The organism is Flavobacterium shii (assembly GCF_025847235.1).
GTDB classification, from domain to species: Bacteria; Bacteroidota; Bacteroidia; order Flavobacteriales; family Flavobacteriaceae; genus Flavobacterium; species Flavobacterium shii.
Genome location: NZ_JAOZEW010000012.1, coordinates 133,413 through 145,345, shown reverse-complemented (window position 1 = coordinate 145,345; position 11,933 = coordinate 133,413). Strand labels below are relative to the sequence as shown.

At 32.3% G+C, this 11,933-nt stretch carries 12 protein-coding genes; 10 read left to right on the top strand and 2 right to left on the bottom strand.

All coding sequences use genetic code 11. From position 1 onward, the window contains the following. The first annotated feature begins 3 nt into the window (after positions 1-3). The 3 genes from OIU83_RS12730 to OIU83_RS12720 are packed head-to-tail and all read left to right on the top strand — an operon-like array spanning position 4 to position 1,517. Entirely contained in the window at positions 4-693 is a 690-nt protein-coding gene (locus tag OIU83_RS12730) for an SCO family protein (protein ID WP_264206634.1), read from the top strand. A gap of 1 nt (position 694) precedes the next feature. Next, positions 695-1,234, top strand: coding sequence for a DUF420 domain-containing protein (locus OIU83_RS12725; RefSeq protein WP_264206633.1), 540 nt, complete (start codon positions 695-697; stop codon positions 1,232-1,234). Further along, positions 1,227-1,517: a hypothetical protein gene (locus tag OIU83_RS12720; protein ID WP_264206632.1), complete on the top strand. Its 291-nt coding sequence runs from the start codon at positions 1,227-1,229 to the stop codon at positions 1,515-1,517. Before OIU83_RS12725 ends, OIU83_RS12720 begins: the two co-directional genes overlap by 8 nt. 9 nt (positions 1,518-1,526) lie before the next feature. On the opposite strand, the gene OIU83_RS12715 is transcribed toward OIU83_RS12720, so the two are convergent. After that, the gene (locus OIU83_RS12715; RefSeq protein WP_264206631.1) at positions 1,527-2,936 is read right to left on the bottom strand and encodes a DUF4403 family protein; all 1,410 of its coding nucleotides are present in this window, start codon (positions 2,934-2,936) and stop codon (positions 1,527-1,529) included. Positions 2,937-3,105: 169 nt separating this feature from the next. On the opposite strand from OIU83_RS12715, the gene OIU83_RS12710 reads away from it, so the two are divergent. The 7 genes from OIU83_RS12710 (at position 3,106) to tsaB (ending at position 11,035) form a co-directional block, all read left to right on the top strand. After that, the gene (locus tag OIU83_RS12710) at positions 3,106-3,807 is read left to right on the top strand and encodes an ABC transporter ATP-binding protein (protein ID WP_264206630.1); all 702 of its coding nucleotides are present in this window, start codon (positions 3,106-3,108) and stop codon (positions 3,805-3,807) included. Further along, a complete protein-coding gene (locus tag OIU83_RS12705) occupies positions 3,800-5,044 on the top strand; it encodes an ABC transporter permease (RefSeq protein ID WP_264206629.1) in 1,245 nt (414 codons plus the stop codon). Before OIU83_RS12710 ends, OIU83_RS12705 begins: the two co-directional genes overlap by 8 nt. Positions 5,045-5,046: 2 nt before the next feature. Continuing rightward, on the top strand, positions 5,047-6,318 hold the full coding sequence (locus OIU83_RS12700; RefSeq protein WP_264206628.1) for an ABC transporter permease: 1,272 nt from the start codon (positions 5,047-5,049) through the stop codon (positions 6,316-6,318). Positions 6,319-6,358: 40 nt separating this feature from the next. Beyond that, positions 6,359-7,474 (top strand): efflux RND transporter periplasmic adaptor subunit, encoded by a 1,116-nt coding sequence (locus OIU83_RS12695; protein WP_264206627.1) that lies wholly within the window; start codon positions 6,359-6,361, stop codon positions 7,472-7,474. Positions 7,475-7,557: 83 nt separating this feature from the next. After that, positions 7,558-8,994 carry a TolC family protein gene (locus OIU83_RS12690; protein ID WP_264206626.1) on the top strand — a complete coding sequence of 479 codons (1,437 nt, stop codon included), beginning with the start codon at positions 7,558-7,560 and terminating at the stop codon, positions 8,992-8,994. Positions 8,995-9,000: 6 nt separating this feature from the next. Continuing rightward, complete coding sequence (locus tag OIU83_RS12685) at positions 9,001-10,287, top strand: efflux RND transporter periplasmic adaptor subunit (RefSeq protein ID WP_264206625.1); 1,287 nt, start codon at positions 9,001-9,003, stop codon at positions 10,285-10,287. A gap of 73 nt (positions 10,288-10,360) precedes the next feature. Then, a complete protein-coding gene (tsaB, locus tag OIU83_RS12680; protein WP_264206624.1) occupies positions 10,361-11,035 on the top strand; it encodes a tRNA (adenosine(37)-N6)-threonylcarbamoyltransferase complex dimerization subunit type 1 TsaB in 675 nt (224 codons plus the stop codon). A gap of 8 nt (positions 11,036-11,043) precedes the next feature. Here tsaB and OIU83_RS12675 read toward each other — a convergent pair whose 3' ends face one another. Next, a complete protein-coding gene (locus OIU83_RS12675) occupies positions 11,044-11,856 on the bottom strand; it encodes a mechanosensitive ion channel family protein (protein WP_264206623.1) in 813 nt (270 codons plus the stop codon). Between the last annotated feature and the right edge of the window lie 77 nt (positions 11,857-11,933).

Here is an 11,933-nt window from a genome sequence, read left to right as displayed (position 1 = left end):
ACCATGTTTAAAAACAAATCATATATTGGAATTTCATTTATAATATTAATTTTTGGTATTTATGCTATTCCTAAAATCATTGACAGAGTAAAAAACGACACAGTTGTAAAAGGAAGTCGATTAGATAATGTTAGCGCTAAAAATGCTAAGGATGATGGGAAATTAATAAAAATTGGTCCAGCTCCTAAGTTTGATTTAACGAATCAGGATAATGTTAAGATTACGAATGAAACTTATAAAGGAAAGGTTTATGTTTTGGAATTTTTCTTCACAACTTGTCCTTCGATTTGTCCAAAAATGAATCAGAGTATGTTGGAAATAGAGAAGAAGTTTTTTGGAAATCCTAATTTCGGAATTGTATCTATAACAATAGATCCTGCTCATGACACACCACAGGTTTTAAAAGATCATGCTAAATTATTAGGTGTTAAATCGTCCAACTGGAATTTTCTAACTGGAGATAGAGAGACCATTTTTGATTTGTCTAATAAAGGATTTAATTTATATGCAGGTGCAAATAGTAAGGTAAGTGGAGGTTTTGAACATTCTGGCTTGTTTGCTTTGATAGATAAAAATGGAGATATTCGTTGTCGTAAGGATGATTTTGGCAACCCAATTCTTTACTATGATGGATTAGACAAAAAAGGAGTTAGAGACATTCAGCAAGACATAAATATATTATTAGAAGAATAAGATGGAGGATAATTCATTAGAAAAAAAATACAATAAGTACATCGTACTAGTTTCAATAGTAATTCCAGTTGTAGTTGCTATTTTGTTTGGAGTTAAGCTTAAAGATTTTGGTTATAATGTTCAGCCGCTTTCTTTCTTACCGCCTATTTATGCAACAATAAATGGTATTACAGCTTTGGTTTTAATAGTTGCTGTAATGGCTATTAAAAAAGGAAATCGAAAGCTTCATGAGCGATTGATGACTACGGCAATTGCGCTTTCATTAGCTTTCTTAGTAATGTATATTGCGTATCATATGACATCAGATTCTACTAAGTTTGGGGGAGAAGGAGTTATTAGATATGTATATTTCTTTATTTTAATAACCCATATTTTGTTATCTATTGCGATTGTTCCATTGGTTTTAATAACTTATGTTCGTGCAATTGCTAAAACATTTGACAAGCATAGAAAAATTGCAAGAATTACATATCCACTTTGGTTATACGTAGCTATTACTGGAGTGATTGTTTATTTAATGATTTCCCCTTATTATGTATAGAATAGAATATAGAATAAAGAATAAAGAAAATAAAATGAGTAGAACAGGAAAATCTTTTTTGGCAAAACATCTCTATTTTCTTTTCTTTATTTTCTTTTCTCTGGGTGCAAATGCACAATGCGCAATGTGTCGTGCAGCTCTTGGTGGGGATGAAAATACGAAACAAGCGCAAGCAGTAAATGATGGAATTGTTTACCTTATGGTAGTTCCATATTTACTGGTTGCTGTAATTGGTTATTTAATCTATAGAATGTACCAGTCAAAAAAGAAGAAAGTAAGCTAGAGTTTAATTCTATTTTAATCCGTTTACCGAAACATTCACAGTTCCATTAACTTTTATAAAAGCAATAATGGCTTGATTTGTCAATTCTACTTTTTGGAATTGTATGTCCTCTATTTTTCCATTTACAAAAACTCCTGGTAAAGGGGAGTAGTTTTTTAGATAATTAAGCATGCTTTGTTTGCCTTCTTCTAGGTTTGGTTGGATTGAGTAACGGCAGCTTTCTTCCATTTTCTTTAATATGAAACCTTGCATAAGCCAGCTCGCAGTTCGGGTTAGCTTGCTTTTTGTATCAAGGACATAATCTAATTGATCAAAGTAAAGCTCCTTTGTTTGTTGATTGTATTTAGGGAAACCATTTAAGTATAGCGTTCCGTTTACGGCTCCTAATACATCTAAGGCTATAATCATCTTTCCGTTTTTATGCCAGATTTCAACATTCTTAACCGTAATTTTTTTACTTCCTGTTCCAAATTCTTGTCCAGCAAAATTTCTAGTCATGATTTTGGATGCATCTTTATAGCTTGAAACTGCTGCAATATTAGCAGTGATTTGTTTTGGTATTTTTGTAACAGGCTTTAATACTATTTTTGAAGGACTAAATTTTGATTCTGGTTGCTTACCAATTATTGTTTCCATATTGCATTTCATGCCCATTTCTAATAAAAAACTATCATTTTTAAGTTTTGCATCAGTTGAATAGATTTCGATAGGTACAATTCTTAGCCAACTATCATATTCTTCGTTCATTTGAAAGGGCGTGCATATTTTTTCTAGAGCTGCCAAAACATTTGGCTTAAAATCCATTGATTTCTCTATTGCATCATCAATACTTTTTTCTATTTTTGACTTGAAAATAGAAATTGCCGGATTTATTAGATAAGTAACTGGCATATTCTTTCCAAAAATACTCATGGTTGGGCTCTCATTCCAATCCAATGATTTTAATTCGGTTTTAGTGTTCAATTTCCAGTTAGTTAATCCTACTGTGCTAACTAATGTAATCACTCCATTTAAATTAAATTCTCTGATGTCGTATAATTCTACGCCTAATTGTTTAGTACCGATTCTGTATTTTACAAGCGCTTTAAGAGGTAAAATAGTTTTTATCTTCTTATCGGGATTAGCTGGGTCATTCTCAATTTTTATAGGAGCTAATTTCCATATTTTAATTTCGATATCATCGTCTTCAATGTTATTGTCTTCATAGATTAAACCATTGAGTAAGGTGTTGGTTTGATTTTCAATGTCTTTTAGCTTTACAGTAATAGGCAAATTAATAAATGATGGTGTGTTGTCATATATTAACGGACTGGCATCATCTGGTTCAGGTTTTAATGTTGCCAATTTTTGGGAAGAAGAGCAGCTGGTTATAAAAACAATAGTCAGTGAGAGTGCTAAGACCGAAAGTAATTTCTTCATTGTGTATTTTTTAAGATGCAAAATTAAGAAAACAAATATATTTTAAGATTAAACTGTAACATTTTGATAAAGATTTAGTCTTATTGATGTGAGAGGTTGAAACTATTAACGTTTCGTTATCATAAATTGCTTGACAGAATAAGTATTATTGTTTTAAAATTAACAAACCATGATTGAAATTAAAGACTTGCATAAATCCTACAAAATGGGGAAATCTGAATTACATGTGTTGAAAGGAATTAATTTCAATATTAAAGAAGGAGAGTTGGTTGCTATAATGGGTTCATCTGGTTCGGGAAAATCAACATTGCTTAATATTTTAGGAATATTAGATGAAGCCGATTCTGGGGAATATATTTTGGATAATGTTCCAATTAAAAATTTGAATGAAACGATAGCGTCTCGATATAGAAATAAGTTTTTAGGTTTTGTTTTCCAGTCATTTAATTTGATTAATTATAAAACTGCTTTGGATAATGTTGCAATGCCATTGTATTATCAAGGGATAAAAAGAAAAGAGCGTTATGAGATTGCCTTGGCTTATTTAAAAAAAGTTGGTTTGGATTCCCATTCACACCATTTACCAAGTGAGCTTTCGGGCGGACAAAAACAACGTGTTGCAATTGCAAGAGCATTAGCTTCAAATCCAAAAGTATTATTGGCGGATGAGCCAACAGGTGCTTTGGATACAAAAACATCATATGAAGTAATGGAGCTAATTCAGGGAATTAATGACGAAGGAAAAACAATTTTGATTGTAACACACGAACCGGATATTGCGGCAATGTGTAAGAGAAATGTAGTCTTGAAAGACGGGCTTATCATCGATGATAAATATGTAGAACAAGTTAGAGCGTCGTCTTATGTTTAATATTGAGCGTTGGCAGGAAATATTTGAGGCGATTTCCAAAAATAGATTAAGAACCTTTCTTACAGGTATTTCTGTAGCATCGGGGATTTTTATATTGGTTATCCTTCTCGGAGCAGGTAAAGGTCTTCAAAACGGAATCGAAAAACAATTCGAACGTGATGCAGATGGAATTATAGAAGTTTGGTCTGGTACTACTACAAAACAATACAAAGGGCTAAATCCAGGGAGACAAATACAGTTTAGAAACAGTGATTATGAGCAGTCGGTTCAAAAATTTGAAGATAAATTAGATAAAAAAGCGGCGACTTATAATTATTGGAATGGACTTATTTCTTATGGAAAAGAATCTGGAAATTATCAATATAGAGGTGTTTATCCAGATTATGGAGCGGTAGAAAATATAACCATTATTGAAGGAAGGTTTATAAATAGCAGGGATATAGCCTATAATGAAAAAGTTGCCGCTATTGGAGTAAAATTAAAGTTGGAATTGTTTAAAGATAAGAAAGCCTTGGGGCAAGAAATAGCCATAAACAATATCAATTTTAAGGTTGTTGGTGTTTTTACAGATCCAGGAGGAGAAAGAGAAGAGTCGAGAGCTTATTTGCCTATAACAACTACTCAAAGAGCTTTTGGAGCAGGAGATAAAATCAGTAATTTGTTTTTTACGCTAAAGAAAACTTCGAATTATGATGAAGCTTTAGCTCAATCACAAAAATTCACAGAAGATTTAAAGCAACTTTTAAAAAGTAAAAACATCGTAGCACCTGATGATGATAGTGGTGTTGGTGTCTACAATTCAGTAGAAAACGCAAAAAAATTCTATGATTTAAATCTATATATTCGATTGTTTTTTTGGTGGGTAGGTATTTGTACAATTATCGCAGGAGTTGTTGGGGTAAGTAATATTATGCTAATTATTGTTAAAGAAAGAACGAAAGAAATCGGTATTAGAAAAGCGCTCGGAGCTTCACCTATTTCAATTATTGGAATGATATTACACGAGTCTATCTTTATTACTACAATTGCTGGATTTGTAGGCTTATTAGCTAGCTTGTTATTGCTGGAATTGGTAGGCCCTATGGTTCAGAGCGAATATTTTGTAAACCCACAAGTTGATTTTAGTGTGGCGTTAACTACCTTGATTTTGCTCGTGTTTGCGGGAGCAATGGCTGGTTTTTTTCCAGCATATAGAGCAGCAAAAATAAAACCTATTGTAGCACTTAGAGACGAATAATTATGTTTGATAGAGATAATTGGAACGAGATTTTAGAGGCCTTAACATCAAATGTGTTTAGGACGGTGCTTACGGCATTTGGGGTTTTTTGGGGAATATTTATTCTTGTAATATTACTTGCAGCAGGTAATGGTTTAGAAAATGGAGTAAAGAAAGGGTTTGACGGTATAGCTACAAATACAATGTTTATGTGGACAAGAACTACTTCAAAACCATATAAAGGATTGCCAAAAACGAGACGTTATGATTTTAAAAATAGTGATGTCATTGCTTTAAAAGAAGCCTTGCCAGACTTATTGTATGTATCTCCCCGAAATGAATTAGGGAACTCTAATAGTGGTACAAATAATGTTGTTCGAGGTACTAAAACTTCTGCGTTTACTGTTTACGGAGATTATCCAGAGCTTATTAAGCAGCAACCAATGGATATTATTAAAGGACGTTTTGTAAACCAGCAGGATATTGTTCAGAATAGAAAAGTTGCAGTTATTGGAAAAGGAGTTATTACTGACTTATATGGAAAAGCAGAAGATCCTATAGGAACTTATATTAAAGTTAATGGGGTGAACTTTATGGTTGTAGGGGTTTATTACTCTAAAAATCAAAATAATGGAAATGCCGAGGCTGAACAGAAGAATATATTTGTACCATTTACTACTTTTCAACAAGCATTTAATTATGGAGATAAAGTAGGGTGGATGGCAATTACTGCAAATGATAATATTTCGATTACAGAGCTAAAACCAAAAATATTAGATTTAATGAAGTCTAGGCATTCTATTAACCCAGAAGATAATAATGCTGTTGGTAATTTCGATTTGTCCGAAGAGTTCAGTAAAGTGCAAAGTTTATTCACAATCTTGAAATTTATTGCTTATTTCGTTGGGTCACTGGTTTTGATTTCGGGTGTTATCGGAATCTCGAATATCATGCTTATTGTGGTAAAAGAGAGAACCAAAGAAATAGGGATTCGTAGGGCATTGGGGGCAACACCCGGAGCAATTCGAAGACAAATACTTTCGGAGTCTATATTTTTAACAATCATATCCGGGATGCTGGGTATAGCTGTAGCGACGGGACTTATAGCAATACTTAATAAGGTGTTGGCTTCGATGCCTGCCGACAGTAATACCATGTTTGCTAATCCAACCGTAGATTTAGGGGTCGTTTTTGTGGCATTATTAATATTAGTGGGATCTGGTTTGCTGGCAGGATTTATTCCGGCGCAAACTGCAATAAATGTAAAGCCCGTAGATGCTTTGCGAGCAGAATAAATTATCAATCAATAAAATAATCGATTAAACAAAAAACAAAATGAAAAAAGGAGTAACCATAACCATTTTAATTTTTATAGCAGTAGTTTTCTTTGGTGCTTTGTATTATTTGTATGCAAAAAATCAAGAGTCACCAATTGTTTTTCAAACAGAGAAACCTGAAATAAAAACGATAGTTAAAAATACAATTGCGACAGGTAATATTCAGCCTGATGAAGAGGTACTTATTAAACCAAATATTTCAGGTATTATCGAGGCTGTTTATATTAAAGCAGGGGAGACTATTAAGGCTGGTGATATGATTGCTAAGATTAAAGTGGTTGCAAATGTTTCGAATGTAAGCAATACTCAGAATCAAGTTCAAACGGCTAAAATTGCTTTGGATAATCAGGAAAAATTATACCAAAGACAAAAAACATTGTTTGATAAAGGGGTTATTTCTGCAAATGATTTTGATGCAGCGCAATTAGCTTATAAACAAGCAAAACAAAGTTATTTATCTTCAAAACAAAGTTTTGATATTGTAAAAACTGGAACTACATCTGGATTAGGAAGTTATGCTAATACTTTAATTCGTTCAACTGTAAATGGGATGGTATTGGATGTTCCTGTGAAAGTAGGAAATCAGGTTATCGAAAGTAATAACTTTAATGAAGGAACTACAATTGCAAGTGTTGCCGATGTTGGGAAAATGATTTTTGTTGGTAAAATTGATGAATCTGAAGTTGGAAAAATCAAAGAAAAAATGCCAATTGAAATTACAGTTGGAGCTATAGAAAATAAAAAATTTGATGCAATTTTACGTTATATTGCACCAAAAGGAGTAGTGGAAAATGGAGCAATACAGTTTCAAATAAAAGCATCACTTGAAAATAGAGACAATACATTTATTAGAGCTGGTTTAAGTGCAAATGCTTCAATTATTTTAGACAAAGCAGAAAAAGCTTTGGCTATAAAAGAATCATTAGTTCAATTTGATAAAAAAACTCAAAAACCATACGTTGAAGTAGAAACTGCACCTCAAAAATTCCAAAGAAAAGATCTTGTTTTAGGAGTTAGTGATGGGATTTATGTTCAGGTAAAAAGCGGTATTAAAGCTACAGACAAAATAAAAATTTGGAATCAAGGCTTGATAAAGGAAGATGAAAAAAAATAATTAGCCGTTAAAAAAAAGAAATTTTAGTATTTAAAGAATGTTAAATTTGTATAGTATCTTTGCTATGCTTTGATTCAAAGTTTATGAAAAATAATAAATATATTTATCTTGTTTTTGTCTTATTATTTGGCGCGTCAATACAGGCGCAAACTAAAAAATGGACTCTTGAAGAGTGTGTAAAGTATGCCTTAGATAATAATATTTCGATCAAACAATCGGAATTAGATACCCAAAGTGCTGCTATCGATAAAAAGGGAGCGATTGGGAATTATTTACCAAGTGTAAATGCAAATGCATCTCACTCATGGAACGTGGGCTTAAATCAAAATATTACAACAGGTTTACTTGAAAATCAAACTACACAATATTCTTCTGTTGGAGCATCTGTCGGAGTTGATATTTATAAAGGTTTAAGAAATCAGAATACATTAAGGAAAGCCAATTTATCTATTGTAGCATCAAAGTATCAGTTAAAAAAGATGCAAGAAGATATTTCACTTAATGTGGCAAATGCCTTTTTACAAGTACTTTTTAATAAAGAAAATTTAAAGGTACAACAAGAGCAACTTGCAATTAGTGAAAAACAACATATTCGCTCAGACGAATTAGTGAAAGCAGGTACAATACCAAGAGGGGATTTATTAGATATAAAAGCTACAGTTGCAACGGGTAAACAAAATGTAATTATAGCAGAAAACACATTATTGATTTCTAAATTAAGTTTAGCACAATTATTGCAGCTTAAAGAGTTTGAAGATTTTGATGTTATTGATGATACAAATATCAATGACGGTAATTCTATTTTAAGTCAATCTCCAGTTACCATTTATGAAAAAGCTAAAGAAGAAAGAACAGATCTGAAAATTGCTAAAACAAATTTAGAAATTGCAGAGAAAAGTGTATCTATTGCCAAAGGTGCTTATCAGCCAACTTTGAGTGCTTTCTATAATTTTAATACCAGAGCCAGTTATTCAGATATTGTGACAGGAGCGATTCCTGATGCAGATAATCCAACAAAACAAATTGGATTTGTACAAGGAACAAATCAAAATGTTTTGCAAAATAACTTCACACCGGTTTTAGGTAGCGCAGCACCAATTTTAGATCAGTTTAAGGATAACAAAGGACAATCATTTGGATTCCAATTATCAGTTCCTATTTTTAATGGATTCTCAGCAAGAAATAATGTAGAACGTTCAAAAGTAAGTTTAGAAAAATCGAAGATTGAATTAGAACAAAAAAACTTAGATTTGCAGCGTAATGTTTATACAGCATTTACTGATGCTAAAGGAGCATTAAATGCACACGAAGCTGCTGTTGTAGCATTAGAATCCAGACAAGGTGCTTATGACTATGCTAAAGAAAAATTTGCTGTAGGTTTAATGAATGCTTTCGAATTTAATCAATCACAAACATTACTTACTAATGCTCAGTCTGAAGTAATTAGAACTAAGTATGATTATATTTTTAAAGTTAAAATTTTAGAATTCTATTTTGGAATTCCAATTGCTAAAATCTAGATTATTATGTCAAAAAAAACAATTTATTTCTTACTAGGCGGGGCAGTTCTTGTCATTGCAGCATTAATAGGATTTTCGAAAGCAGGTGTAATAGGAAATAAAGATGCAGGTACAGAAGTAGAGGTTGCAAAAGTAATGGCATCAACTATTGTAGAAACAGTTTCTGCAACAGGAAAAATTCAACCAGAAATTGAAGTGAAAATTTCATCAGAAGTTTCAGGAGAGATTATTGCACTAAATGTGAAAGAAGGACAAGTTGTTAAAAAAGGAGATTTATTGGTAAAAATAAATCCCGATTTATATACGTCAAGCTACAATCGTTCAGTTTCTAACCTGTCTGGAACCAAAGCTGGTTTGAGTCAATCCGAGGCTTCTTTTAAAGAAGCAAAAGCTAGTTACGAGAGAAATAAAAAGTTATTTGAAAAAGGAATTATATCTAAATCTGATTGGGATAAAGCAATTGCGTCTTTTGAAGTAGCCCAGGCAACTAGACAAAATGCATATTATACAGTACAAAGCGCTACGGCATCTGTAAAAGAAGCTCAGGATAATTTAAGACGTACTACGATTTATGCTCCGGCAGATGGGACAATTTCGGTGCTGAATGTTGAGCTTGGTGAGCGTGTTTTAGGAACGCAACAAATGGCTGGTACAGAGATTTTAAGAGTTGCCAATTTAAACAATATGGAAGTTGAAGTTGATGTAAACGAAAATGATATTGTAAAAATTAAAGTTGGGGATGAGGCTAATGTAGAGGTAGATGCTTATTTAAAAAAGCAATTTAAAGGTATTGTAACCAGTATTTCTAATTCAGCAAGTAGTACTTTAACATCCGATCAGGTAACTAATTTTAAGGTTAAAGTTAGAATTTTAAAAGATTCTTATAAGGATTTAGTAGAAGGGAAATCAGAATCATATTCTCCTTTTAGACCAGGAATGACTGCTACTGTTGATATTATAACAAACACGAAAAATAATGTATTAGCAGTGCCAATAAGTGCGGTGGTTGTAAAATCTGATACAGCAGCTGTAAAAGAAATTAAAGTTGAAGATCTAAATGATAAAAAAGTAGTACCTAAAAATGAAAAAAAATTCGAATGTGTTTTTGTTAAAGAAGGTGATAAAGCTAAAATTAGAATCATAAAAACAGGAATTCAAGACGATACGAATATCGAAGTTATGTCTGGGCTCAAACCTGGAGATATAGTAATTACAGGACCATACACAACGGTATCGAAAGACTTAAACTCAGGAGACAAGGTTGCTCTTAAATCTGATAAAATAAAAAAATAATCATAAGACAAATGGTCTAATTCTGTTATAGAATTAGATTGTTTTCTTTTTTTCTATAAAATATAAAATTAAATTGGCTTACATTCTTAATATTGAAACGGCTACAAAAAATTGCTCTGTTGCTTTGGCAAAGGGAGGGAAAATTATTTTGTGCAAGGAAATCTCCGAAGAGGGATATTCGCACGCCGAAAGATTACATGTTTTTATTGAAGAATGCGTTAAGGAAGCTGGTGTTTCTTTTCAGGATTTATCTGCAATTGCAGTTAGTCAAGGACCAGGTTCATATACAGGATTACGTATTGGGGTTTCGGCTGCAAAAGGGCTGTGTTTTGCCCTGAGTATTCCGTTGATTGCAATTGATACATTACAAACTTTAGCAGCTCAGGCTAATGTTGCAGATGGTTTAATAGTGCCAATGCTCGATGCTCGACGAATGGAGGTTTATAGTGCTGTGTTTAATTCAAAATTAGAAAAACAAAGAGCTATTTTAGCAGAGATTATTATTGAGGATTCTTTTGCTGAATATGATGAGAAACTCTACTTCATAGGTGATTGTGCAGAGAAATGTAAATCTGTTTTAACGAGATCAAATTTTATTTTTCTCGAAGATATCAAATACCCTTCTGCAAAAGAGATGGGTAGTATTAGTTTTGAGAAATTCAAAATAAACGACACTGTTAATGTCGCTTATTTTGAACCTTATTATTTGAAAGACTTCATGGTTACAACTCCTAAAAAGCAGCCATAAAATTACTTTTATTTTTGAATAGTATAAGGCTGAGTAGCGATCCCTGCTTCATCCAAAGCTATTTTGCAATCTTCTAAAGTTTTAGAAAAGACTGCTCCGTAATTTTCATTTTTAGCCCAAGGACGTACAGCAAACTCTACGGAACTTGTTGTTAAGTTTTTTACGAAAACTTCTGGTGCAGGATTTGTTAGCACATTTGGATTATTTTTTAAAATATTCTCAAGGATATCTTTGGCTTTTTTAATGTCGGCATCATAAGAAATAGCAAATGTTAAGTCGGCTCTTCTTTGTCCTTGCATCGAATAATTGATAATTGTACCATTAGATAAAGCTCCGTTTGGTATAAATACAGTTTGGTTATTTGCAGTAAGTAATTTGGTTACAAATATCTGTATTTCAGATACTGTTGCAATAATACCTTGTGCTTCAATTGTCTCTCCTACCCTAAAAGGTTTAAAGACAATAATAAGCATACCTCCTGCAAAATTAGAAAGTGAACCTTGTAGAGAAAGACCTACTGCAAGTCCCATAGCTCCCAAAATAGCTACAAATGATGATGTCTCAATTCCTAATTTCGAAATAAACGATACAAATAGTAATATTCGTAATGCCCATAATAAAATATCAGAAAGAAATCTAGTTAATGTTGGGTCCAAATTTCGTTTCACCATTAAGCGTCTTATTAATCTATTAATGACACGAATAAAATAAAGCCCAACAAATAAAATAAGAAAGGCAGATATTAGTTTAGGAGAATAATCAACTAGTACTTGGATGAATTGATTTGCATAGCCAGTAAGTTGTTCAGGATTTAGGTTCATTTTTTTAGTATAAAAAAACCTTCTCTAGGAGAAGGTTGGAATTAGTTTACAAAGATAAAAAAATATTTACTTTTTGA